Source organism: Cupriavidus sp. 05T41 (assembly GCF_056396525.1).
Genome location: NZ_JBFTLQ010000003.1, coordinates 114,108 through 138,839, shown reverse-complemented (window position 1 = coordinate 138,839; position 24,732 = coordinate 114,108). Strand labels below are relative to the sequence as shown.

The window sequence follows — 24,732 nt, the reverse complement described above, 5'->3', positions numbered from 1 at the left end:
GACGGCTCCCGCAGCCGCACKGATCAGAACAGAAAAATATCTGGAGACAAGCATGGCCCCCTTTCTTTCACGCAGGGCAGTACTCGGCATCGCTATCCCGGCGCTGGCGTTCGCGCTCGCCGTCCCGGCCGCTMCGGCGGCGGCCGAAGGCACCGGCCGGCCGGTGCGCCTGATCCTGCCGATCAGCGCCGGCTCGGGCGTGGACGCCATCGCCCGCGCTGCCGGCCCCTCGCTGGGCAGGAACCTCGGACAGCCCGTGGTGATCGAGAACATTCCCGGCGCGGGCGGCATAGCCGGCGCAGCCGCGGTGGCCAAGGCCCCGCCCGACGGCAGCACGCTGGKACTCGTTTCCAACAACCACGTCATCAACCCCAGCGTCTACAAGAAGATGCCGTTCGATGCGATCAAGGACTTCACGCCGATCAGCGTGATCGGCTCGACGCCGCTGGTGCTGGTGGTCAATCCCAAGGTTCCKGCGAAGAACGTCCAGGAACTCGTTGCGCTGTTGAAGGCCAGGCCGGATGCATTCAACTATGCATCGTCAGGCAATGGCACCATCATCCAGCTCGCCGCCGAAATGTTCCTCGAGGAGGCGCACGTCAAGGCCCGCCACGTTCCCTACAAGGGTACCGGGCCGATGATCACCGACCTGATCGCCGGCCAGGTGGAGATGGGCGTGGTGGCGCTCAATGCCGTCGCACCGCACCTGAAGAGCGGCATGCTGCGCGCGATCGGTCTCTGCGGCGCAACGCGTTCGCCCGCGGCGCCCGAGATCCCCACCATCGCTGAACAAGGCCTGCCGGACTATGCCGTCGAGGGATGGTTTGCCGTMGTGGGCCCGGCAGGCCTGCCGCCCGCCGAGGCCAGGCGCATCCAGGCGCTGTTTGCAAAGGCATTCACCAGCCCGGAGGTTCTGGATGCGATGAAGAAGCAGGGCAATACGATCAATCCGGGCACCMCGGAAGCGGCCGCCAAGTTCTTCCAGAGCGAAGCGGCGCGTTATGCGGCATTGGTCAAGAGGGCCAACGTGACMAGCGAGTGACGAACCGGGGCGGGAGCCGGCTCGCGCTCCGTATCCGGCGCCCTTGCCCATGGGCTTCGGCACGGATCGAATGCCCGCGCGGGGCTGGCCACGCGTCAGCCGCAATGCTTGCGGACGAAATGCTCGCGGATGATCGAAGTGATATAGAGCCGGCCGGTGCTCTCCAGCATGCCGACGCGGCGCTCGAGCTGCTTTCCCGGAATCGGCAACAGGCGTAGCGCCGCGTCGCTGCGCCACGCGAAGTTGTGCAGCACCGGCACGATCGAGACGCCCGCGTTCTGCCGCACCAGTTCCACGATGGCGGGCAGCGAATTCATCTCGACGATTTCGTTCGGCTGCACGTCGCACCGGCGCAGGAGCTGGTCGATCTTGATGCCGGTGGTCGCGGCGCGGTCGAAGCGGATGAAAGGCTGCGTGCGCAGCAGGGCGACGGCGTCCGCTCCGGGCGGTGCGGCCCTGGCGCTGGCAATCAGCATCAGCGGCTCGTCGTACAGATGCGTCCAGGTGGCTTCCCGTGTCTCGGGCCTGGGCATTTCGATCAGGATGGCGGCGTCCAGTTCGCCTTCCAGCACCTTGGCCTGCAGTTCGAGCTGACGGCCATTCATGATGCGGATATCCAGCGCGGGATACTGCGACTTCAGCTCGACCACGCTGGTGGCCAGCGCGCCCATTGCGGAGACGATCGCGCCGATGGTCACGGTGCCGGCAATCTCGCTTTCGCCAACCTGGTCGGCGAGCATGCTTTCGTAGTCCTTCACCAGCCGGCGTGCCCGCGCGATCAGCGCCACGCCCGCGGGCGTGAAGGTGACGCCGCGCCTGGAGCGGTCGAACAGCGGCCGTTTGCATTCGTCTTCCAGCGCCTTCATTTGCGAGCCTACCGCCGCCGGCGTGAGGGCGACGCGCTCGGCAGCCGCGGCAAACGAGCCGAAGTCGGCAACCGCGACGAAGGTCTTCAGCATGCGGATTGTGTTCATGGGAATGACCGGTGGCTGGGGATGGCGCTGGAAGCACGCACGGGGACTGGGTGAGGCGCCAATGGTAAAGCGTTACTTTATTGTTGGTAAAAAGAAATTCATTTTTCTTTTATCTTCGATTCGTCAAGAATGGGATGGCTGGAGCACAAGCCGTCCACGCCGCCCGCGTCCCCCAAGTCCCCGGACCGGCCCGGGCCGGCCGCACGAGAACGGCGCTCCCAGCTTGCGCAGACCGACAGCCAGAACGACAACGAGCTAGAGCGAGACAGCCCCCCGATGATGGTGAACCCCAGATTGCTTAAACAGTGGAGCCCGGCCGCAGCGCTGCTGGCGGCCACGCTTTTCTTTTCCCATGGCGCGCGCGCCGCGAACGCCTGCGAATCGCTGGCGGATATCGGCCTGCCGGACGTGAAGATGACGTCCGCCGCGATGCAGGCCGCCGGAGCGCTGGCCCTGCCGAACGGCCACAAGATCGACAATCTCCCGGCGTTCTGCCGGGTGGCCGGCCAGCTCAGGCCCACGCCGGACTCCGACATCGGGTTCGAGCTCTGGATGCCGCCCGCCGAGGCGTGGAACGGCAAGACGCTGGTGGTCGGCAACGGCGGCTACGTCGGCTCGATCCGCTACGACGAACTCGAGCCGGCCATCCGGCGGGGCTACGCGGTGATCTCGAGCGACAGCGGCCATGTGGACGCCGCCGGGTACCGCAACGAGAACCTGAACTGGGGCGTGGGCCACCCGGAGAAGATCGCGGACTGGGCCTATCGCTCGGTCCATGCCGCGGCGGCGGCGTCGCGCGCCATCGTCAGGACATTCGAGCGTCGCGACGCTTCCCACGCCTACTACTTCGGCTGCTCGACCGGCGGCGGGCAGGGCCTGATGGCCGCGCAGCGCTACCCCGACGACTTCGACGGCATCATCGCGGGCGCGCCCGGCAACAACCGGACCGCGTTGAACCAGGGCTTCCTGTGGGGAGCGACCCAGAACCTCAAGACCAAGGCCGGCTATATCCCGCCGTCGAAGCTGCCGCTGATCAACCAGGCGGCGATCAGCGCCTGCGACGCGCAGGATGGCCTCGCCGACGGGCTGATCGGCGATCCGCGCCAGTGCCGCTTCGATCCCAAGGTCCTGCAGTGCAAGGACGACGCCGACGGCGCGCAATGCCTGACCGGGGCGCAGGTAGATACGCTCAGGCGCCTGTACGCCGGTGCGCAGAACCCGCGCACCAGGGCGCAGATCTACCCGGGCTGGCCGGTGGGCAGCGAGTTCGGCTACCTCGGCGGCTGGGGCTATGCGATCGAAGGACCGCAGGCGTTCCGCACCGAGTTCTTCAAGGATTGGGTATTCAAGGATGCCAATTGGGACTGGCGCTCGTTCGACTGGGACCGTGACGTCGCCATCGTGAAGGCGCGCATCGGCGCCACGGTGGATGCCACTGATCCCGATCTTGGCGCATTCCGCAAGCGCGGCGGCAAGCTGATCCTGTACCACGGCCTGGCGGACCCGATCGGCAATGCCTACGACACCATCCAGTACTACGAGGCGGTCGGGAAAACCGTCAGCGACACGCCGGCCTTCGCGCGCCTGTTCCTGGCGCCGGGCATGGGACATTGCCGCAGCGGCATCGGCCCCAATGCGTTCGACGCCATCGGCGCGCTGGAGGACTGGGTGGAGAAGGGCCAGGCGCCCGCGCGCATCGTCGCGCTCAAGGCCGATGCCACCGACAAGGTGGGGGGGCTGGCGAGCAGCGCGGCGGTGAAGGGCAATGCAGGAAGGACGCGGCCGCTGTGCGCCTATCCGCAGGTGGCACGCTACAAGGGCAGCGGCAGCATCGACGACGAGCGCAACTTCACGTGCGCTGCGCCGCTCTGAGGCATGAAAGAAGGCCGGGCGCGAAGTCTGCGCCCGGCCTCGATGACGGCAGGCGCGGCGGCAGGAAGGCTTCCCGCCGCTGCGCGCCGGCTTAACCCGGCAGTCCTTCGTAGGTCACCAGGAAGACCTGCTCCTCGCCCGCGCTGACCGGCAGCCAGATCAGTTCGAGGTTGGGGAAAGCCGCTTCCACATTGGCATGCTCATTGCCGATTTCCACCACCAGCACGCCACCCGGGTTCAGCCGCGCCTTGGCGCCGGCGATGATCCGGCGCACCACGTCCATGCCGTCGTCCCCACCCGCCAGCGCGATGCGCGGCTCGGCGTGGTACTCGGCCGGCAGCGCCTGCATGGAAGTCTCGTTGACGTAGGGCGGGTTGGTGAGGATGACGTCGTACCTGGCGCCTGCGGGCAGCGGGGCGTAGAGGTCGCCCTCGTACAGGCTGATGCGGTTTTCCATCTTGTAGTCGGCCACGTTGCGGCGGGCGACTTCCAGCGCGTCGGGCGAAATGTCGACCGCGTCGATGCGGGCTTCGGGCCAGACGTGGGCGGCAATGATGGGCAGGCAGCCGGAGCCGGTGCAGAGCTCCAGCACCGGGCCGATATCGGCGATATCGCCCACCCACGGCTCGAGTMCTTCCTGGAGCAGCTCACCGATGAAGCTGCGCGGCACGATCACGCGGGAGTCCACGTAGAAGCGCAGGCCGTGCATGAAGGCTTCGTTGGTGATGTAGGCGGCGGGCACGCGTTCGGTGACGCGGCGCTCGATGACTTGCAGCACGGCCTCGACTTCCTCGGGCAGCAGGCGCGCGTCGAGAAAGGGATCGAGCGTGTCGAGCGGCAGGTTGAGCGTGTGCAGGACCAGGTAGGCGGCTTCGTCGTAGGCGTTGGCGCTGCCGTGGCCGAACGACAACCTGGCCTTGGTGAAGCGCGAGACGGCCAGGCGCAGCAGGTCGCGTACGGTTTGCAGGGGGGAGGGCGTAGCCATGGTGCGGTGGTCCAGGTATTCAGGTCAGTCAGGTCAGGCGATCAGGCGATCAGGCGATCKAGCACGCCGCGGTAGACGTTCTTGAGCGGCTCGATGAAGCGCACTTCGACGTGCTCGTCGATCTTGTGGATGCTGGCGTTGGGCGGGCCGAACTCGATGACCTGCGGGCAGATCCTGGCGATGAAGCGGCCGTCGGAGGTGCCGCCGGTGGTGGAGAGCTCGGTCTTGACGCCGGTCTCCGCCTCGATCGCGCCGCTGAGCGCTTCCGAGAGTTCGCCGCGCGCGGTCAGGAAGGGTTCGCCGCCCAGGGTCCAGGCCAGCTCGTAGTCGAGCTGGTGGCGCTCGAGGATGGCGTGCACGCGCGCCTTGAGGCCTTCGGGGGTGCTGGCGGTGGAGAAGCGGAAGTTGAAGTCGACGGTGATATGGCCCGGGATCACGTTGGTGGCACCGGTGCCGCCGTGGATGTTGGACATCTGCCAGGTGGTGGCGGGGAAGTATTCGTTGCCTTCGTCCCAGCGCTCGTTCACCAGCTCGGCCAGCGCGGGCGCGGCCAGGTGGATCGGGTTCTTCGCCAGGTGCGGGTAGGCGATATGGCCCTGCACGCCCTTGATGGTGAGCTTGCCCGAGAGCGAGCCGCGGCGGCCGTTCTTGACCATGTCGCCAAGKGTGTCGACCGAGGTGGGCTCGCCGATCACGCAGTAGTCCAGGCGCTCGCCGCGCGCCTTGAGCGCTTCCACCACCTTGATGGTGCCGTCGTGCGCGGGGCCTTCTTCATCGCTGGTGATGAGGAAGGCGATGGAGCCGGCGTGGGCGGKGTGCTGCTGCACGAACTCTTCGGTCGCCACGACGAAGCCGGCGATGGAGGTCTTCATGTCCGCGGCGCCGCGGCCGTAGAGCTTGCCGTCGCGGTGGCTGGGCTGGAACGGGTCGGAGCCCCATTGCTCGAGCGGGCCGGTGGGCACCACGTCGGTGTGGCCGGCGAAGGCCAGCAGCTTGCCGGCCTTGCCCTGCGTGCCGCGCTTGACGGCCCACAGGTTGGTGACGCGGAAGTCGTCCGGGCCGCTGACGATCCACTCGCATTCGAAGCCGATGGCCTTGAGGCGGGTTTCGAGCACGGCCTGGCAGCCTTCGTCGGCGGGCGTGACGGAGCGGCGGCGGATCAGGTCTTCGGTAAGGGCGAGGGTGGGGTTCATGATGGCGAGTCTGCGGCGTCGGGGCCGAGGTTCGGAATAGGGGTGTCGGGCGTGGAGTCTACGCCTTTGTCGATGCTGGCCGGCGTACCCCGGAGCTGACGGCGAACAATCGGCCGCCAGCCCTGCGATAGCCGCTTAAAACAGGCCGGCGTAGTTGTCTGCCGAGAACCCGACGGAAATCTTCCCGCCGTGATCGAGCACCGGCCGCTTGATCAGCGAAGGGCTTTGCTGCATCAGTGCGATGGCGCCGGCTTCGTTCTCGGCGCGCGCCTTGTCGGCATCCGACAGCGCGCGGTAGGTGGTGCCCTTGCGGTTGAGCAGCGTGGCCAGCGGCACGTGCCTGAGCCAGCCGCGCAGCAGCGTTTCGTCCACGCCTTGCTTCTTGAAGTCGTGGAAGTCGTAGGCCACGCCGTTGGCGTCCAGCCAGGTGCGGGCTTTCTTGACGGTGTCGCAGTTGGGGATGCCGTAGAGCAGGACGGTCATGATGTGCGGTGCGCCTTGGATGGCTTAGCGGAACAGCATTAACGGAACAACAGGTTCAGTGCGATGACGAGCCCGCCCAGGCCCAGCGCCACGCCGGCCATGGCCACGCTGGTCATCAGGCGCAGGCGGCGGTCCAGGCGCGCGGCTTCCTTGCGCAGGGCCTCGATGGTGATGGCGTGCTGCTCGGCCAGCATCTTGACGGCTTCGGCCTGCTGCACGGCGGCGGCTTCGAGCTCGGCGATGCGGGCGGCGACGGAGCCATCGCGCGCCTCGAGGGATTCGGGCCCGGCATGCTCGGGCGAACCATCCTTGCGCCGGCCTTTCTTGATCTTCTCGATGGTCTTGTTGGCCTGCTCGAGAATGGTTGGCAGAAGGGACAGCACGGTGCTGACGGTCGCGGGATCCAGGGCCATGAGTCGCTTGCGCAAGGGGTGCATCGGTCTGACGGCGGAGCCTGCGCGGGCAGGCGCCCGCGCAAGCTCCGCGCTAGGCGCGATCAGTCGCCGCGCAGCAGGTCGTTCAGGCTGGTCTTGGCGCGGGTCTGCGCGTCCACCTTCTTGACGATCACGGCGCAGTACAGGCTGTACTTGCCGTCCTTGGAGGGCAGGTTGCCCGCCACCACCACCGAGCCCGCCGGCACGCGGCCGTAGTGGATCTCGCCGGTTTMGCGGTCATAGATCTTGGTGGACTGGCCCAGATACACGCCCATCGAGATCACCGAGTTCTCTTCGACGATCACGCCTTCCACGACTTCCGAGCGGGCGCCGATGAAGCAGTTGTCTTCGATGATGACCGGGTTGGCCTGCAGCGGCTCGAGCACGCCGCCGATGCCGACGCCGCCGGACAGGTGGACGTTCTTGCCGATCTGCGCGCACGAACCGACGGTGGCCCAGGTGTCGACCATGGTGCCTTCGTCGACGTAGGCGCCGATGTTGACGTAGGAGGGCATCAGCACCGCGTTCTTCGCGATGAACGAGCCGCGGCGGGCMACGGCGGGCGGCACCACGCGGAAGCCACCCTTGGCGAAGTCGTCGGCGGTCCAGCCGGCGAACTTGGTCGGTACCTTGTCATAGAACTGGGCGAAGCCGCCGGCGCTCATCGGCGCGTTGTCTTCCAGGCGGAACGACAGCAGCACGGCCTTCTTGATCCACTGGTTGACGATCCAGTCGCGGCCTTGCTTCTCGGCCACGCGCAGGGCGCCGGTGTCGAGCTGGCCGATCACGGTGGCCACGGCTTCGCGGATGTCGTTGGGGGCCGACTTGGGCGAGAGGCTGGCGCGGTCTTCCCATGCCTGGTCGATCAGGGCTTGCAGTGCTTGCGTCATATGCGTGTTTTCAGTGGTTGATCGTTGTCTACAACAAAATTCGGGGCAGCCGCGTTCGGCGTTCAGCCGAGCGACTTGCAGAAGGCGACGATGCGGCGCGCGCCTTCCAGGCATTCCTCGGGCGTGGCGACCAGCGCCATGCGCACGCGGTTGGCGCCGGGGTTGATGCCGTCGGCCTCGCGCGCCAGGTAGCTGCCGGGCAGCACCGTGACGTTCTGCTCGGCCAGCAGGCGGGTGGCGAACGCGGTATCCGTCAGGCCGGTGCGCGAGACGTCGGCCCACAGGTAGAAGCCCGCGTCGGGCAGCGCCACGTCGAGCACCTCGGCCAGCATCGGGGTGACCTCGGCGAACTTGCGCACGTAGGCGGCACGGTTGTCGCGCACGTGGGCCTCGTCGTTCCAGGCCGCCACGCTGGCGGCCTGCACGGCGGGGTTCATGGCGCCGCCGTGATAGGTACGGTATAGCAGGAATTTCTTGAGCAGGGCGGCGTCGCCGGCGACGAAGCCCGAGCGCAGGCCCGGCACGTTGGAGCGCTTGGACAGGCTGGAGAACATCACCAGGCGCTCGAACGGGTGGGCGCCTTCGGCGCGGCCCAGCTTGCGCGCGGCTTCGAGCGCGCCCAGCGGCGGCTCGCCTTCCTTGAAATAGATTTCGGAATAGCACTCGTCGGAGGCGATCACGAAGCCATGGCGGTCAGACAGCGCGAACAGCTCGCGCCAGTCGTCCAGCGACAGCACGGCGCCGGTCGGGTTGCCCGGCGAGCACACGTAGACCAGCTGCACGCGGGCCCAGGTCTCGGCCGAGATGCGGTCGAACGCCGGGGCGAAATTGCGCGCCGGGTCGCTGTTGGCGAACACCGGCGTGGCGCCGGCCAGCAGCGCCGCGCCTTCGTAGATCTGGTAGAACGGGTTCGGGCACAGCACCAGCGCGCCGGGGCGGCTGGCGTCGACCACAGTCTGGGCGAAGGCGAACAGCGCTTCGCGCGAGCCGGTCACCGGCAGCACCTCGGTGGCGGGATTGACCGCCGGCAGGTTGTAGCGGCGCTGGAGCCACGCCGCTATGCACTGTCGTAGTGCATCGGAACCGGCCGTTGTGGGATAATTCGCCAGCCCCGCCAGCGAGTCCGTGAGCGCCTGCTTGATGAATTCGGGCGTGGGATGCTTGGGTTCGCCGATGCCGAAGCTGATCGCGGGCAATGCGGCGTTCGGCTTCACGTTGGCCACCAGCGCCCGCAGTTTCTCGAACGGATAGGGCTGGAGCAGGTCGAGTCGGGGGTTCACGGTCAGGTTCGGGCCGCCAGGGCCAAGGCTCAAAGCCGGACATTATAGAGGATTGCCGGGCTCTCCCGCGCTCTGTGCGGGGGTTCGGCGGGCTTCCCGGCAACTTGGCGCGGGGCCGGCGCCGCTGGCGGCCGCCCGTTCCCGCACCATCGATTTTCCTTTGTCGTCACAAATCAACCGCCACGCCGGCGGTTCCTTTCGTTTTTATGAGCAATCTGCCTACCTCATCCGCCTTGTCCGCCGCCCCGGCCGACGCGCACGGCTTCAAGTCCGCGCTGTCGATCCTGCTGGGTGCCTCGGTCTGGGGCATCGCCTGGTTTCCCTACCGCGTGCTGGCCGGCTGGGGCCTGGGCGGGATGACGGCGGCGGCGCTGGTGAGCGCGGCGGCGGCGGCAATCGCGCTGCTGTCCTTTGCCCGCCACCTGGGCGGGCTGCGCTGGTCCTGGCTGTTCGTGGCGATCGGGCTGGCCGCGGGGGTGACCAACGCCGGCTTCGTCTGGGGCAGCGTCAACGGCCATGTGATGCGGGTCCTGCTGCTGTTCTACCTGACGCCGGTGTGGACGGCGCTGTTCGCACGCCTGTTCCTGGGCGAGAAGCTGTCCGCCGCGGGGCTGATGCTGGTGGCGCTGGCGCTGGGGGGCGCGGGCCTGATGCTGTGGACGCCCGAAGTCGGCCTGCCGCTGCCGGCCAAGGCGGCGGAATGGTCCGGCCTGGTGGGCGGCATGGGTTTCGCGGTCAACAACGTCTTGTCGCGCCGGGCCGGGCAGCTCTACCCGGACATGGACGCGCGCCTGCGCACGATCATGGTCTACCTGGGGTGCACCGCGGTCGGGCTGCCGTGCGCGCTGTGGCTGGAGCCGGGTGGCATGGCGCTGGCGCCGGCGATCGGCTGGGGCGGCCTGGCCCTGGTGCTGGGCCTGGCCGCCACGCTGGTGCTGAGCAATTCGGTGGTGCAGTATGGGCTGCAGCGCCTGCCGGCCAACCGGGTCTCGCTGCTGATGCTGTTCGAGATCGTGATCGCGGCGGTGTCGTCGTGGTGGCTGGCCACCGAGACGCTGAGCTGGAAGGAAGCCGCCGGCGGCTTGTGCATCGTGGCGGCCGGGGCCTTGTCCGGACTGGTGCATCGTTCGCGGCGCAAGGGCGAGGACGCGGGCGAATGCGTCTTGCAGCCGCAATAGGCGCCGGGCCGCGTCAGCTTCGGCAAGCGCTCAGTACAGCATCGCCCGCGAAACCACCGCCACCAGCGGCTTGCGGATGGCGCGCTCGACGCCGGCGTGCAGGTCCAGCGGGCGCAGCAGCATCTTCACGGTMATGTCGACMGGCAGGTTGCGGCGGATCACCGCGCTGACCCGCGAATTGAGCCGGCGCACATCCTTCTGCGGGATATCCTCCGCGCCGCGCTCGATGCGCAGCACATTGCGCAGCGCGATCTCCGCATCCTCGTTCTTGATTTCCAGCAGGCGGCGCACCAGCGCGCCCAGCACGCGCAGCCGGCCCAGCCGTTCGAGATCGTTGAAGGTATTGAAATAGCGGTAGAAGTGCTTGTAGTGGCGCACTTCGTCGTTGGCGATGCGGCGCGTGAGGTTGCGCAGCACCGGTTCGTCGCTGGCCTGCTCGAGCGAGCGGTAAAGCGCGGCGGTACCGGTCTCCACCACGCAGCGCGCGGCCATCTCCAGCGCCTCGGAGGGTTCGAATTTGTCGACCGAGCAGGTATGGCGGTATTCGTCGAAGAAGCGGGCATAGCCGCGCTCCCAGTCGAATCCAGGCCACACATGCTCCACATAGCGCCGCAGCGCCAGGCCATGCTGGAGTTCCTCGGCTTCCCACTGCCCGGAAAGCCAGCCGGACGCCTCGGGGTTGGCGGCGTAATAGCTRGCGAGGTTGCCCGCGTAGGTGTCGGAGCCACTTTCGACGAAAGAGGCGGACACCAGCAGGTAGAAGAGTTCGCGGTCCGGACGCACGCGGGCCACATCGATGGCGGCGAAGTCGATTTCGCCGATGGACCAGGGCATGCGTTGCCTGTCATCACCGGCGCCGGGGCCGGTCAATCTTTCGTCTGAGGTCGCCAGAATCGAGGCGGTCATGCTGAACACTCCCAGAAGTGTCGCGGAGCGCGGACTCCGCGTTGGGCCGGAGACGCCGTTTTGCGTCACCTGCCCGCTCGACAGGATTTGGTTGCAATGGGCATCAGGGATCACGCTGACTATGGAGAGACTAGCACTAACCCTTAGAAGTTTCCCGCCGCTCCCCTGTCACTTGCCCGCCACCTGTTGCCGCCGCGCACGGAGGGCAGGCGCCGGGCGGCGCGATGCCTGGTCCGAGTGTAGGGCGCGGACCGCACAAAGTGAATCGGACGGGGCTTAACGGGGCAGTGGAAAATGGCCGCCCATGCGGCCCGGAAAGCGCCCGGGCGTGGAAGGCGCGATGGTATGATTAGCGCCAACTATCGGGCACAAGAGCCCGGCGCGAGGCCCAGACGGCACGCGCCGACTGCCTCTGCGCTGTCCCGCCTTTCCTGAACGCTGCAATACCCTAGATACCCCACGACCAACCGTGCGACTGTCCTCGATCAAGCTGGCGGGCTTCAAGTCCTTCGTCGATCCCACCAATTTTCAAGTGCCCGGCCAGCTGGTCGGCATCGTCGGTCCCAACGGCTGCGGCAAATCGAACATCATCGATGCGGTGCGCTGGGTGCTGGGCGAGTCACGCGCATCCGAACTGCGCGGCGAGTCCATGCAGGACGTCATCTTCAATGGCTCGACCGCCCGCAAGCAGGCCGGCCGCGCCAGCGTCGAGCTGGTGTTCGACAACCCCGAAGGGCGTGCCGCCGGGCAATGGAGCCAGTACGCCGAGATCGCCGTCAAGCGGGTGCTGACCCGCGACGGCACCTCTTCGTACTACATCAACAACCAGGCGGTGCGCCGGCGCGACATCCAGGACATCTTCCTGGGTACCGGCCTCGGCCCGCGCGCCTACGCCATCATCGGCCAKGGCATGATCTCCCGCATCATCGAGGCCAAGCCCGATGACATGCGGATCTTCCTGGAAGAAGCGGCCGGCGTTTCCAAGTACAAGGAGCGCCGCCGCGAGACCGAAAGCCGCCTGTCCGACACGCGCGAGAACCTGACCCGCGTCGAAGACATCCTGCGCGAGCTCGGCGCCAACCTGGAGAAGCTCGAAGGCCAGGCCGAAGTGGCCCAGCGCTTCAAGACCCTGCAGGCCGACGGCGAGGAAAAGCAGCACCTGCTGTGGCTGCTGCGCAAGAACGAGGCGCAAGCCGAGCAGGAGCGCCACCAGCGCGCCATCGAGCAGGCCCAGATCGACCTGGAAGCGCAGACCGCGCAGCTGCGCCACGTCGAGGCGGAGCTCGAAACCATGCGCGCTGCGCATTACGCGGCCTCGGACAACATGCACAGCGCGCAGGGCGCGCTGTATGAAGCCAACGGCGAAGTCAGCAAGCTCGAAGCCGAGATCCGCTATGTGGTGGAGTCGCGCAACCGCGTGCAGGCGCAGATCGCCGCGCTGAGCGCGCAGCGCGAGCAGTGGCAGGGCAAATCCGAGCAGGCCACCGACGGCCTGGCCCAGGCMGAGGAAGAGCTGGCCGTGGCCGAAGGCCGCACGGTCGAAGCCCAGGAAGCGGTGGCCCACAAGACCGACGAACTGCCCACGCTGGAAGCCCAGTGGCGCGATGCCCAGACGCTCTCCAACGAGCAGCGCGCCAGCATCATGCAGGCCGAGCAGGCCCTCAAGCTCGAAGCCGCGCAGCAGCGCAGCGCCGACCAGATGCTGCAGCAGCTCGAGCAGCGCCGCGAGCGCCTGTCCGGCGAGGAAAAGGGTCTCGACCGCCCCGACGAAGTGCGCCTGGAAGAACTGCGCGCCGAGCTGGCCGAGCAGGAGGCCGTGCAGGAAGAAACGCAGGCGATCCTGGCCGATGCCGAGGAAAGCGTGCCGCGCCTGGACGGCGAGCGCCGCGCCGCGCAGGCGCGCGTGCAGAGCGAGGCTGCCGCGATCTCCTCGCTGGAAGCGCGCCTGTCCGCGCTCAGGCAGCTCCAGGAGAGCGTGCAGACCGAAGGCAAGGTGCAGCCCTGGCTGGCCAAGCATGGCCTGGCCGAACTGCCGCGCCTGTGGAAGAAGCTCCATATCGAGCCGGGCTGGGAAAACGCGCTGGAATCCGTGCTGCGCGAAAAGCTCGCCGCGCTGGAAGTCTCCAACCTGGACTGGATCAAGTCCTTCCTGTCCGACGCGCCGCCCGCCAAGCTGGCCTTCTATTCGCCGCCGCCGGCCGCGCGCCCGCAGGAAACCCCGGCCGGCCTGCGCCCGCTGATGGCGCTGGTGCAGATCACCGAGCCCGGCATCCGCGCCGTGATGCAGGACTGGCTGGCCGATATCTACACCGCCACCGACATGGCCCAGGCCATGGCCGCACGCGGCACGCTGCCCGAGGGCGCCAGCTTCGTGGTGGCCGAGGGTCACCTGGTCGGCCGCAGTTCGGTGCAGCTGTACGCCGCCGATTCCGAGCAGGCCGGCATGCTGGCCCGCGAGCAGGAGATCGAGAACCTGCAGAAGCAGGCTCGCGCGCAGATGCTGCTGGCGGACGAGGCCAAGTCCCAGGCCGTGCGCGCCGAGGCGGCCTACACCCACGCCAGCGCCGTGCTGATCGATGCGCGCAGCCGCAGCGAGCAGGCCACCCGCCGCGTGCACGCGCTGCAGATGGACGTGCTCAAGCTGTCGCAGGCGATGGAGCGCTACGCCGCGCGCAGCGGACAGATCCGCGAGGAACTCGACGAGATCCGCGCGCAGATCGAGGAGCAACGCGCCATCCGCGCCGAATCCGAGGCCAGCTTCGAGCAGCACGACGCCGCGCTGGCCGAGATGCAGGCCACCCACGAAGACCACCAGATGGCCTTCGAAGCGCTGGACAGCAAGCTGTCGTCGGCCCGCCACCAGTTGCGCGATTTCGAGCGCGCCGCGCAGGAAGCGCTGTTCGCCGAGCGCAACCTGGCCAACCGCATCGAGGAGCTGCGCCGCAATATCCAGACCGCGGGGGACCAGTCCGAACGGCTCGAACAGTCGCTGGAAGACGCGCGCGCCGAGCTGGAGACCATCAACGAGCAGACCGCCCACACCGGCCTGCAGGAAGCGCTGGAGCGCCGCGCCGAGAAGGAAGAAAAGCTCCAGCTCGCCCGCACCGAGCTCGATGCGCTGTCGGCGCAACTGCGCCAGTACGACGACCAGCGCCTGGCCGCCGAGCGCAGCCTGCAGCCGCTGCGCGACCGCATCACCGAGTACCAGCTCAAGGAACAGGCCGCGCGCCTGAACCAGGAGCAGTTCAGCGAGCAACTGACMACGGCCGAGGTCGATGAAGCCGCGCTGGCCGAAAAGCTCTCGCCGGACCTCAAGCCTTCCTACCTGCAGGGCGAAGTCACGCGCCTGAACAACGCGATCAACGCGCTGGGCCCGGTCAACATGGCCGCGCTCGACGAACTGGCCGCGGCGCGCGAGCGCAAGACCTTCMTCGATGCGCAGTCGGCCGACCTGCTCGACGCCATCACCACGCTGGAAGATGCGATCCACAAGATCGACCAGGAAACCCGCGCGATGCTGCAGGGCACCTTCGACCAGGTCAACCACCACTTCGGCGAGCTGTTCCCGTCGCTGTTCGGTGGCGGCCAGGCCAAGCTCATCATGACCGGCGACGAAATCCTCGACGCCGGCGTGCAGGTGATGGCACAGCCCCCGGGCAAGAAGAACTCCACCATCCACCTGCTGTCGGGCGGCGAGAAGGCGCTCACGGCGATTGCGCTGGTGTTCGCCATGTTCCAGCTCAACCCGGCGCCGTTCTGCCTGCTCGACGAGGTGGACGCGCCGCTGGACGACGCCAATACCGAGCGCTACGCCAATATGGTGGCGCGCATGTCCGACAAGACCCAGTTTGTCTTCATTTCCCACAACAAGATCGCAATGGAAATGGCACATCAGTTGATTGGCGTGACGATGCAGGAGCAGGGCGTGTCGCGTATCGTCGCGGTGGACATGGACGCAGCGATCTCGATGGCGKAGGCAGCATGACGCTACAGACTGCCCTCATCGTCGCAGGCGTGGTCCTGCTGCTGCTGGTCGTGGCCTATAACCAGTGGCAKATCCGCAAGGCACGCCGCCCGCGCGCGCTGCAGCCCGAAGACGACCTGCCGCCGATGCGCGAGCCGGTGGTCAATCCGGTGGTGACGCCGGAAGTCCACGCCAAGCTGCACGAGGCCCCGGCAGACCGCCAGCCCGAGCGGCGCGAACCCACGCTGGGGACGTCGCCGCCGGATGCCGCCGCCGTGGCGGCGAGCATGGCCGCCGCGTCCGCGGCGACGGCGGACGCCGACGAGATCGTTGCCGACGAACTGGCCATCGCTGCCGCGCCGGCGTCCGCGCATGCGCAGCGCGAGCCTGGCGATGTGGCAGCCCAGGCCACTTCCGCTGCGACCTCGCAAGCGGCCCCCCATGCAGCATCGCAGGCCGGGGCGGCGGACGAGCATGCGCACGCCGCGCACGCCGAGGCKGAGGACGATACCGTGCCCGCCGCCGAGGCGCCTGCCGCACCGCGCGAGCAAGCAAAACCCGCTGCGCGCGAGCCCGAGCCGCTGGTGGCCGACGGCCAGCCCGCGCCGGCCGTCATCGATCCGCTGATCGACTGCATCGTGCCGCTGCACCTGGAGCGCAAGCAGTCCGGCGACCGCATCCTGCCGCTGACCGGCCGCCTGCGCCGCGCCGGCACCAAGCAGGTGCACCTGGAAGGGCTGCGCGCCGAGTCCAATGCCTGGGAAGCGGTCACCGCCGGCCACCAGTACGAAGACCTGCAGGTGGCGGTGCAGCTGGCCAATCGCGGCGGCGCGCTCAACGCGCTCGAATTCTCCGAGTTCGTCAACGCGGTGGAAGCGCTGGCCGAGTCGCTCGACGCCTCGGCCGGGCTGCCCGACATGAGCGAGACCGTGGCCAATGGCCGCGAACTGGACGCCTTTGCCGCCAGCTGCGACGTGCAGCTCGGCGTCAACGTGATCTCCGACGGCGCGCCGTGGTCGGCTGCCTACGTGCAGACCGTGGCCACGCAGGACGGCCTGGTGCTGTCGCGCGACGGTACCCGCTTCACGCGCTACCAGCCGGGCCCGGACGGCATGCAGCGCGCCCTGTTCACGCTGCAGTTCGGCGACACCAACTTCCTGCGCGACKATCTCACCGCCAAGGCCGGCCGCCAGATCACGTTGCTGCTCGACGTACCGTCAGCGGCACAGGCGACCAAGCCGTTCAAGACCGTCTGCGAGTATGGCTACAGCCTGGCGCAGCGCATGGGCGCACAATTGGTGGACGACAATATGCATCCGCTGAGCGAGGCATCCTTCGTCGCCATCTTCGGCCACCTGCAAGCGCTCTACGACAAGCTCGAGGCACGCGGCATGCCTGCCGGCTCGCCGGTGGCGCTGCGCTTGTTCAGCCTGTGATTTTCTGCCTGTGATTTTCAGCCCCTGACCGGCAACGGATCCGGAAATACAATATGAGTCCCAAACGAGACGGTGCGGCGGCGCAAGCCCCMGCGCCTGMCGGCGATTCTCCAGCCGCGCGCGCCGACTGGCTGCGCGCCGAGCTCGAGCGCCATAACTACCAGTATTACGTGCTCGACGCGCCGTCGATTCCCGATGCGGACTACGACGCGCTGTTCCGCGAGCTGCAGGACATCGAGACGGCCCATCCCGACCTGCTGACGCCGGAGTCGCCCACGCAACGCGTGGGCGGCCAGCCGCTGTCGGCTTTCGACACGGTGCGCCACGCCATCCCGATGCTGTCGCTCAACAATGCGTTCGAGGACGACGACGTGCTCGGTTTCGACCGTCGCTGYGCGCAGGGCCTGGGGCGCCCCGCGCAGGCCGAAGGCGCCGTGGACCTGTTCAGCGCCGTCGAAGCGGTGGAATACGCCGCCGAGCTGAAGTTCGATGGCCTGGCCATGTCGCTGCGCTACGAGGGTGGCCGCCTGGTACAGGCCGCCACGCGCGGCGACGGCGAGACCGGCGAGGACGTGACCGCCAACGTGCGCACCATCAAGGCCATTCCGCTGCGCTTGCGCGGCGATGCGGCATCGCTGCCGGCCGTGCTGGAAGTGCGCGGCGAGGTGTTCATGTACCGCCGCGATTTCGACAAGCTCAACGCCCGGCAGGCCGAGGCCGAGGAAAAGACCTTCGTCAATCCGCGCAATGCCGCGGCCGGCAGCCTGCGCCAGCTCGATCCGCGCATCACTGCCAGGCGCCCCTTGTCGTTCTTCGCCTACGGGCTKGGCGAGCTGCAGGGTGGGCCACGCCCCGAGACGCACAGTGCCATGCTGGACTGGTTCGCCGCGCTCGGCATGCCGGTCTGCGCCGAGCGCGCCGTGGTGCGCGGCGCGCAGGGGCTGCTGGATTTCTATCGCGGCGTGGGCGAACGCCGTGCGTCGCTGCCGTATGACATCGACGGCGTGGTGTACAAGGTCAATGTGCTGGCCGAGCAGGAACGGCTGGGCTTTGTCTCGCGCGCGCCGCGCTTCGCGCTGGCGCACAAGTTCCCGGCGCAGGAAATGACCACGGTGGTCGAGGACATCGAAGTGCAGGTCGGCCGTACCGGTGCCATCACGCCGGTGGCGCGGCTGGCGCCGGTGTTCGTCGGCGGCGTCACCGTGACCAATGCCACGCTGCACAACGAGGACGAGATCCGCCGCAAGGATGTGCATATCGGCGATACCGTGATCGTGCGGCGCGCCGGCGACGTGATTCCCGAAGTGGTGGCGGTGGTGGCGGAACGCCGGCCCGCCGATGCGCGTGCCTTTGTCATGCCCACGGCCTGCCCGGTGTGCGGTTCGCATATCGAGAAGCTCGAAGGCGAGGTGATCGCGCGCTGCACGGGCGGACTGATCTGCGCMGCCCAGCGCAAGCAGGCGCTGCTGCATTTCGCGCAGCGCCGCGCCATGGATATCGAAGGCCTCGGCGACAAGGTGGTCGAGCAACTGGTGGACCACGGCATCGTGCATACGCCGGCCGACCTGTACAAGCTCGGCGTGGCCAAGCTGGCCGCGCTGGAGCGCATGGCCGACAAGTCGGCCACCAACCTGGTGGCGGCCATCRAKACTTCGCGCCAGACCACGCTCAACCGCTTCGTGTTCGCGCTCGGCATCCGCCACGTGGGCGAAGCMACGGCCAAGGACCTGGCCAAGCACTTCGGCAAGCTCGACAACCTGATGGCAGCCGACGAAGCGGCCTTGCTGGAGGTCAACGACGTGGGGCCGGTGGTCGCGCAATCCATCGCCGGCTTCCTTGCCGAGCCGCACAACGTGGAAGTCATCGAGCAGCTGCGCGCGGCCGGCGTGCACTGGACGGAGAGCGAGCCGGCCGCCCGCGCCGCGCCGGCGCCGCTGGCCKGCAAGACCTTCGTGCTGACCGGCACGCTGCCCACGCTGTCGCGCGAGGACGCCAAGGAAAGGCTGGAAGCGRCCGGCGCCAAGGTGGCCGGCTCGGTGTCGAAGAAGACAGACTATGTGGTGGCCGGCGCGGAAGCCGGCAGCAAACTTGAAAAAGCCGAGGCGCTCGGCGTGCCCGTGCTGGACGAGGCCGCCATGCTGGCCTTGCTGGCCGAGGCCGGAACCGGAGAACAACCATGATCCGCGACATTCTCAAGATGGGCGACCCGCGGCTGCTGCAGGTGGCACGCCCCGTCACGCGTTTCAACACACCCGAACTGCGTACGCTGATCGACGACATGTTCKACACCATGGACCATGCCAACGGCGCCGGCCTGGCCGCGCCGCAGATCGGCGTGGACCTGCAGGTCGTGATCTTCGGCTTCGACCGCAATCCGCGCTACCCGGATGCGCCGACCGTGCCCAAGACCGTGCTGATCAACCCGGTGCTGACGCCGCTTGGCGATGAGCAGGAAGATGGCTGGGAAGGCTGCCTGTCCGTGCCGGGACTGCGCGGCGTGGTGCCGCGCTATACGCGGCTGAAATACACCGGTTTCGACATCATGGGGGCACCCATCGAGCGCGTTGCCGAGGATTTCCATGCGCGCGTGGTGCAGCATGAGTGCGATCACTTGCAGGGGGTCTTGTACCCGATGCGGGTGAAGGACTTTACGCKGTTTGGATTTACGGAGGTGTTGTTTCCGGATTTGCCACCCAATAGCGATGATTGAGGTTGTCCGGGAAGGCAGGATGGCTTCCCGGGCGCTTGAGGATCGAAGGCCGGACGTCTTGAGCGCAGCCGCCCCGGTGGTTCTGCTGGCATTGCTGCCTGGGCGGCATCGTGGCGGCCGCCTCGGTCGAGGGTTGCCAGGCGCTCCGTAGCGAGTTCATCCATCATGGGCTGCTCATCGAGCCAGCCTCCAGCCCCACACCCACACAGGCCCGGCCTTTCAGCCACAAGGCCAAAGCCAGCCCGTCCCATGCCAAATCCATATTTAACAGATATGGAAACGGCAATATCCATATATTTTACCTGCGGCAACGCCGGTGCTACCGTCTCGCTCCACATCCCGGGCCATTCCAACCGGGAGCCTTGGAGGAGACCAGATGAAGACCGTTCGTGGTGGCCGCGCACTGGCGTGGCCGGTGTTGATCGTCGCCATGTCGGCCAGCTTGCTGCTGGCCGGCTGCGGCGGGGACGATCCCGCAAGCTCGCTGTCGACGGTGCCGGGCAGCACGGCCGGCGGCGACGCGCCCGGCACGCCGATGGTTCCCGGCGCGCCGTCCCTGTCGCCGCTGGATGCCTGCACGGCGCTGGCCAGTGCCAGCCTGCCCGCATCGGCCCTGGCGCTGGCCAGCGGCGGCRCGCAGGTGGCCAGCGCCGTGCTGATAGCCGCCGACGCGGCCGGCAATACGCTGGGCGAGTACTGCGCGGTACGCGGGCAGATCCTGCCCGTGGACGCGAGCGCGCCCAGGATCAATTTCGCCCTCAACCTGCCGACGGCCTGGAACGGCAAGGCCATCCAGTTCGGCGGCGGGGGCTTCGACGGCAAGCTGATCGACGGCACGGAGACGGTGCGCTTCGCGCTGCCGGACGACCCGGCGCCCGTGGCGCGCGGCTACGCCACCTGGGGCGACGATTCCGGCCACCAGAGCGGCAGCATCACCGACGGTGCCTTCGCCGCCAATGACGAGGCGCTGGCCAACTACGGMGGCGACACGCTCAAGAAGACCCACGACGCCGCGCTGGCCCTGCTCAGGCAGCGCTACGGCCGTGCGCCGGATCGTGCCTACTTCCTCGGCACTTCCACCGGCGGGCGCGACGCGCTCAGCTACATCCAGCGCTGGCCGGCGGATTACGATGGGGTGATCGCCAACGAGCCTGCGCTCAACTACACCGGCACGCGCCTGTCGAACGTGGCGGTGGGCCGTGCGCTCTACCGCAACGGCGGCGCGGGCTGGCTCAATATCAACAAGACGTTGCTGGTGCAGGGCGCGGCCATGGCCGTCTGCGACAAGCTCGACGGCGCGGCCGACCAGGTGGTCAGCAATGTGGAGGGCTGCCGCGTGGGATCGCTGCAGGTGCTGGCCAGCCTGCGTTGCCCGGGCGGCACCGATACCGGCGACACCTGCCTGTCCGACGCACAGATCGACACCGTCAAGACCATCGARMASCCGCTSCARYTGAGCTAYCCGWTSGCCAACGGCGTGACCGTGGCKGGCGGCTACAACCTGCTCGAAGGTGCGCTGGTGKCGGGGCCGTTCACCACGCGTGACCTGGGTACGCGGCCGGTGCCGGGGAATCCGGCCACCACGGCGGACGCCAACGTCTACCTGACCGGCGACCAGTGGGTGAAGTACTTCGTCACGCGCGTGCCCGGCTTCGACACGCTGACCTTCGATCCCGCCAGCCCGGGCGCCCATGTCGCGCGCGTGCAGCAGGTCTCGGCGCTGACCGACGCCACCAATCCGGACCTGTCCGGCTTCCTCGGCCACGGCGGCCGGCTGATCCTGCTGCACGGCCTGGCCGACGAGGTGATCAGCCCGAACTCMACCATCGCCTGGTTCCAGGCAGTGACGGGGCGCATGGGGCAGGCCGCGGTGGACCAGGGCATCCGCTTCTACACCGTGCCCGGCATGGGCCATGGCACCGGCAGTTTCCTGCCGGCGTGGAACTCGCTKACCGCGCTGGAGAACTGGGTCGAGCAGGGCGTGGCGCCGGGCACCCGCACGGTGATGGATACCAATGCCCAGACCTATGGCCGCGCGCGGCCGCTGTGCCAGTACCCGTCGTGGCCGAAGTACAAGGGATCGGGCAGCATGGACGCCGCCATCAACTACAGCTGCGCGGGCGCCAGCGGGCCGCCGCAGGCTTGCCTGAACCTGCCGTCCGCGGTGACGAACTACAAGGGCGGCAATATGCTTGGCGAGGAGCTGACKGTGCGGCTGGATCCGGCCACGCTGGACTACACCGTGACCGTCGACGCCAGCCTGCAGCGTGCCGCCGGCACCGCGCGCAGCGGCAAGCTGGTGGCGCAGGGCGGCTGCACTTTCGCCAGTGGCGAGAACGGGGCCTTGTTCACGCTCACCGGCGGCGGTGTCATGCTGGGCGGCGTGGCCAACGCGGCAGGCGCCGGCTTCGCGCCGCTGCTGGCCTTCCAGAGCGTCAGCAGCGACTACAAGGCGGTGGCCGACATCTACAACGTCAACGGCATCCAGTATGCCGTGGCGGGCGGCGCGGCCAGCATGGTGAACGGCTCGGCCCGGCTGCGGTCCTCGGCGGCGACCTGGCAGACCTGCGCGGATCCGGTCACCGGCGGCTTCATCACCTACGACGCGGCCTGCACCGCGACTACCAAGGGCTATTTCAGCTGGAACAGCGCGCGCAATGCCTTCGACTATTTCGTGGGTGGATCGCCCACGGCGGGCGGCGGCACGCTKAGCGGCTCGCTGGTGAGCGGCATGGTCAACGGCAAGCCGGTGCCGCTGGTGCTGACGCGATCGGCCACAAGCTACGGCATGCAGTTCTACGCGCCGCAGCCGGCCAGCCTGCCGCTGGCAGCGGGGGCCGCGGACGGCAGCTATCGCGTGAGCGTGAGCGACGGCACGCAGCTCAACGCCGACCTGGCGGGCCTTGCCATCACGCGCGGCAGCGCGAGCGGCGCGCTGGCTTACAACCAGCCGGTGCTGGGTGTGATCGGCGCGACGGGCGGGGTGAGCGGGGCGTACACCGCGAGCGGTGGCGTGCTGTCCGGCACGCGCAGCGGCAGCTTCGAGCTGGGCCTGTTGTATTGACCCATGTCCGGGCCGGGAATGGCTGCGGGTGCTTCAGCTGCCCGCGGCGGGCTTCGCGCGGCGCCGGTGGCGCGCCGCGATGCGGTGGGTCAGCGCGACGAGCGCGGCGCAGGCAGGATCGTCGTCGCTCGCGCGGTAGGCCAGCGTGAGCGGGGCGCGCAGGCGGTCGGCTTCGAGCATCGGACGGTAGGCCACGCCGTGCGGGTTGAGGCCGGCCATCGAGGCTGGCACCACGCTCACGCCCGCGCCCGCGGCCACCAGGTTGAGGTTGCTCAGCATGCGCTCGACTTCCGCGCCCACGTGGGGCGTGAAGCCGAGCTGCTCGCATACGTTGAGCAGGTCGCCGTACATGCCCGGCGCGCCGGGCCGCCGCACCAGGATGAAATCGTCGCCGGCCAGCGCGCGCAGGGAGATCGGTCCCTGCGCCGGGCCGCCGCGCTTGCGCAGCAGGGGATGGTCCAGCGGCAGCGCGATCACCATTTCCTCTTCCAGCAGCAGGTCGAAGCGCAGGCCGGCGGGGCGTTCCACCGGGGCGCGCAACAGCGCGACATCCAGGCAGCCGGTGGCGAGCTGCTCGGTGACCTCGGCGGCGTTGCTCTCGCTCAGCTTGAGCGCGATGCCGGGGTKCTGGCGGCGGCAGGCACGCAGGACCTCGGGCGTGAGCTTGTGGGCCGYGGCCGAACTGGTGAAGCCGAYCGAGAGCGAGCCCTCCTCGCCGCGCGCCATGCGCTGCATGCGCTGGCKGGATTGTTCCAGGCGCGCGAAGATATCCAGCACGTCGGCGCGCAACGCGCGTCCGGCCGCGGTCAGCACCACGCCGCGCGGCTGGCGCTCGAACAGGATCACGCCAAGTTCGGCTTCCAGCGCCTTGAGTTGCTGCGAGAGCGGCGGCTGCTGGATGCCGAGTTGCTCGGCGGCACGCGTGATATGGCCGGTTTCGGCMACGGTGAGGAAATAGCGGAGGTGTCTCAGTTCCATGCGAGTCTTTGCGAGCGGGTGTCGAGGCATATTTATAAGATATGCCATTGTATGTTTGCATATATTTTACATCCGGCCCGCGGTGGCCTAGCATGATCGGCCATGGCCGTCGAAAACAGGCGCAGGGGCGCCACGGCATCAGGAGACAAGACATGAAGACATTGCGGCGCGCGCTGTGCGCGTTGAGCGTGCTGGCGGCGGCAGCCCAGTTCGGCTGCGCGGCGCCCGGCCAGGGCAGTGCGGCGGTAGCCGCCCCTTCCGCCGCGCCGGCGGCGGGCAAGACCGCCGCCGTGCACTGGCAGCGCGTACGGCTGGGCGCCGGCGCGCAAGCCTACGATTTCCCGGTCTACGCCAGCCATCCGCTCGACGGCGACCTGCGCGGCATCCGCGAGGTGATCTTCGTGCAGCACGGGCTGCAACGCAACGGCGACGACTACTTCGCGGCCGGCGCGGATCTGCTCAGGCAGACCGGGCGCAACCCAGACGAGGTGCTGCTGCTTGCGCCCAATTTCCCCGGGACGCCGGACCAGGCCAAGGGCAAGGGTTTCGATGACATGCCGGTGTGGAGCGTGCAGGGCTGGATGGGTGGCGAGAATGCCGTCAACGCCCCGTTCTCGGTCAGTTCGCTGCAGGTCCTGGACGACCTCGTCGGCATGGTCACGGACAAGTCCCGCTTTCCCGGCGTGACGCGCGTGACCGTGGCGGGCCATTCCGGCGGCGCGCAACTGGTGCACCGCTATGCGGTGCTGAACAATGTCGACGAGCGCATCCGCGCCAGCGGCACCGACCTGCGCTACGTGGTGGCGAATCCTTCGTCCTATCTCTATTTCACGCCGGAGCGGCCGAGCGGCAAGGGCTTCGCGCTCTATGACACGTCCGTCTGCGCGGACTACGACAAGTACCGCTATGGCATGCTCGATATKGTTCCGTATGCGCGCGGCGCGACCGGCGATGCGCTGTTCCGCCGCTACCTGCAGCGGCAGGTGACCTATCTGGTCGGGTCTAACGACAACGACCCCAACCACCGCGTACTCGACAAGGCCTGCGGCGCCGAGGCCGAAGGGCCGACGCGGCTGGAGCGCGCGCGTGGCTACCTGCGCTACGAGAACTACCTGGGCGGCAGGCTTGGCAGCCAGCGGCCGCCGGTGCGGCACCAGGCCTTCGAGGTGGTGGGCGTGGGCCACGACCAGGCACGCATGCTCGGCTCGCAATGCGGGGCCAGGACGGCGTTCGGGCTGGCGGAATCGGCCAACGCGAATGGCGCGGCCTGCCGCGCGCCGCAGTTGTAGAGCACGGCGCGGCTGCCGCCCGGCCGCCGGGTTTGCCCGGGCGGGCAGGGCGGT

The 24,732-nt window shown here is 68.3% G+C and carries 18 protein-coding genes; 9 read left to right on the top strand and 9 right to left on the bottom strand.

Going from position 1 to position 24,732, the window contains the following annotated elements; all coding sequences use genetic code 11:
- Positions 1 to 52 precede the first annotated feature (52 nt).
- Positions 53 to 1,042 (top strand): tripartite tricarboxylate transporter substrate binding protein, encoded by a 990-nt coding sequence (locus tag AC1DKV_RS02855; RefSeq protein ID WP_477137432.1) that lies wholly within the window; start codon positions 53 to 55, stop codon positions 1,040 to 1,042.
- Positions 1,043 to 1,137: 95 nt separating this feature from the next.
- Here the strand turns inward: AC1DKV_RS02855 and AC1DKV_RS02850 are convergent, their stop codons facing one another.
- On the bottom strand, positions 1,138 to 2,016 hold the full coding sequence (locus AC1DKV_RS02850; RefSeq protein WP_441613455.1) for a LysR family transcriptional regulator: 879 nt from the start codon (positions 2,014 to 2,016) through the stop codon (positions 1,138 to 1,140).
- A 129-nt stretch (positions 2,017 to 2,145) separates the two neighbouring features.
- Between AC1DKV_RS02850 and AC1DKV_RS02845 the strand changes: the two genes are divergently transcribed.
- Complete coding sequence (locus AC1DKV_RS02845; RefSeq protein ID WP_441613456.1) at positions 2,146 to 3,888, top strand: tannase/feruloyl esterase family alpha/beta hydrolase; 1,743 nt, start codon at positions 2,146 to 2,148, stop codon at positions 3,886 to 3,888.
- A 91-nt stretch (positions 3,889 to 3,979) separates the two neighbouring features.
- Here the strand turns inward: AC1DKV_RS02845 and prmB are convergent, their stop codons facing one another.
- From prmB to dapC, 6 genes are all read right to left on the bottom strand, one after another.
- Positions 3,980 to 4,873, bottom strand: coding sequence for a 50S ribosomal protein L3 N(5)-glutamine methyltransferase (prmB, locus tag AC1DKV_RS02840; RefSeq protein ID WP_477137431.1), 894 nt, complete (start codon positions 4,871 to 4,873; stop codon positions 3,980 to 3,982).
- Positions 4,874 to 4,914: 41 nt separating this feature from the next.
- Positions 4,915 to 6,066: a succinyl-diaminopimelate desuccinylase gene (gene dapE / locus AC1DKV_RS02835; protein ID WP_477137430.1), complete on the bottom strand. Its 1,152-nt coding sequence runs from the start codon at positions 6,064 to 6,066 to the stop codon at positions 4,915 to 4,917.
- A 135-nt stretch (positions 6,067 to 6,201) separates the two neighbouring features.
- Positions 6,202 to 6,549: an arsenate reductase gene (locus tag AC1DKV_RS02830; protein ID WP_441613459.1), complete on the bottom strand. Its 348-nt coding sequence runs from the start codon at positions 6,547 to 6,549 to the stop codon at positions 6,202 to 6,204.
- 38 nt (positions 6,550 to 6,587) lie between these two features.
- Positions 6,588 to 6,962, bottom strand: coding sequence for a hypothetical protein (locus AC1DKV_RS02825; RefSeq protein WP_441613460.1), 375 nt, complete (start codon positions 6,960 to 6,962; stop codon positions 6,588 to 6,590).
- Positions 6,963 to 7,045: 83 nt separating this feature from the next.
- Complete coding sequence (gene dapD / locus AC1DKV_RS02820) at positions 7,046 to 7,873, bottom strand: 2,3,4,5-tetrahydropyridine-2,6-dicarboxylate N-succinyltransferase (protein ID WP_477137429.1); 828 nt, start codon at positions 7,871 to 7,873, stop codon at positions 7,046 to 7,048.
- 62 nt (positions 7,874 to 7,935) lie between these two features.
- A complete protein-coding gene (gene dapC / locus AC1DKV_RS02815) occupies positions 7,936 to 9,153 on the bottom strand; it encodes a succinyldiaminopimelate transaminase (protein ID WP_441613462.1) in 1,218 nt (405 codons plus the stop codon).
- Between the two features lie 206 nt (positions 9,154 to 9,359).
- Between dapC and AC1DKV_RS02810 the strand changes: the two genes are divergently transcribed.
- Positions 9,360 to 10,331 (top strand): DMT family transporter, encoded by a 972-nt coding sequence (locus tag AC1DKV_RS02810; RefSeq protein ID WP_441613463.1) that lies wholly within the window; start codon positions 9,360 to 9,362, stop codon positions 10,329 to 10,331.
- Between the two features lie 30 nt (positions 10,332 to 10,361).
- Here the strand turns inward: AC1DKV_RS02810 and AC1DKV_RS02805 are convergent, their stop codons facing one another.
- Positions 10,362 to 11,165, bottom strand: a complete 804-nt coding sequence (locus AC1DKV_RS02805; protein WP_477137459.1) for a ferritin-like domain-containing protein — start codon at positions 11,163 to 11,165, stop codon at positions 10,362 to 10,364.
- Positions 11,166 to 11,706: 541 nt separating this feature from the next.
- Between AC1DKV_RS02805 and smc the strand changes: the two genes are divergently transcribed.
- The 5 genes from smc (at position 11,707) to AC1DKV_RS02780 (ending at position 22,411) form a co-directional block, all read left to right on the top strand.
- A complete protein-coding gene (smc, locus tag AC1DKV_RS02800; RefSeq protein ID WP_477137428.1) occupies positions 11,707 to 15,222 on the top strand; it encodes a chromosome segregation protein SMC in 3,516 nt (1,171 codons plus the stop codon).
- Positions 15,219 to 16,637 (top strand): cell division protein ZipA C-terminal FtsZ-binding domain-containing protein, encoded by a 1,419-nt coding sequence (locus tag AC1DKV_RS02795; RefSeq protein WP_477137427.1) that lies wholly within the window; start codon positions 15,219 to 15,221, stop codon positions 16,635 to 16,637. Before smc ends, AC1DKV_RS02795 begins: the two co-directional genes overlap by 4 nt.
- A 53-nt stretch (positions 16,638 to 16,690) precedes the next feature.
- Positions 16,691 to 18,817 carry an NAD-dependent DNA ligase LigA gene (gene ligA, locus AC1DKV_RS02790; protein WP_477137426.1) on the top strand — a complete coding sequence of 709 codons (2,127 nt, stop codon included), beginning with the start codon at positions 16,691 to 16,693 and terminating at the stop codon, positions 18,815 to 18,817.
- The gene (gene def, locus AC1DKV_RS02785; protein WP_477137425.1) at positions 18,814 to 19,347 is read left to right on the top strand and encodes a peptide deformylase; all 534 of its coding nucleotides are present in this window, start codon (positions 18,814 to 18,816) and stop codon (positions 19,345 to 19,347) included. Before ligA ends, def begins: the two co-directional genes overlap by 4 nt.
- 376 nt (positions 19,348 to 19,723) lie before the next feature.
- Entirely contained in the window at positions 19,724 to 22,411 is a 2,688-nt protein-coding gene (locus tag AC1DKV_RS02780) for a tannase/feruloyl esterase family alpha/beta hydrolase (RefSeq protein WP_477137424.1), read from the top strand.
- 33 nt (positions 22,412 to 22,444) lie between these two features.
- Here AC1DKV_RS02780 and AC1DKV_RS02775 read toward each other — a convergent pair whose 3' ends face one another.
- Positions 22,445 to 23,389 carry a LysR family transcriptional regulator gene (locus tag AC1DKV_RS02775; RefSeq protein ID WP_477137423.1) on the bottom strand — a complete coding sequence of 315 codons (945 nt, stop codon included), beginning with the start codon at positions 23,387 to 23,389 and terminating at the stop codon, positions 22,445 to 22,447.
- A 152-nt stretch (positions 23,390 to 23,541) separates the two neighbouring features.
- On the opposite strand from AC1DKV_RS02775, the gene AC1DKV_RS02770 reads away from it, so the two are divergent.
- Positions 23,542 to 24,678, top strand: coding sequence for a hypothetical protein (locus AC1DKV_RS02770; RefSeq protein WP_477137422.1), 1,137 nt, complete (start codon positions 23,542 to 23,544; stop codon positions 24,676 to 24,678).
- Positions 24,679 to 24,732: the final 54 nt, after the last annotated feature.

Excerpts from the sequence above, each read along its gene's own strand:
- AC1DKV_RS02825 (WP_441613460.1), bottom strand. The coding sequence starts at position 6,962 with ATGGCCCTGGATCCCGCGACCGTCAGCACCGTGCTGTCCCTTCTGCCA.
- AC1DKV_RS02830 (WP_441613459.1), bottom strand. The coding sequence starts at position 6,549 with ATGACCGTCCTGCTCTACGGCATCCCCAACTGCGACACCGTCAAGAAA.
- AC1DKV_RS02810 (WP_441613463.1), top strand. The coding sequence starts at position 9,360 with ATGAGCAATCTGCCTACCTCATCCGCCTTGTCCGCCGCCCCGGCCGAC.
- AC1DKV_RS02845 (WP_441613456.1), top strand. The coding sequence starts at position 2,146 with ATGGGATGGCTGGAGCACAAGCCGTCCACGCCGCCCGCGTCCCCCAAG.
- AC1DKV_RS02850 (WP_441613455.1), bottom strand. The coding sequence starts at position 2,016 with ATGAACACAATCCGCATGCTGAAGACCTTCGTCGCGGTTGCCGACTTC.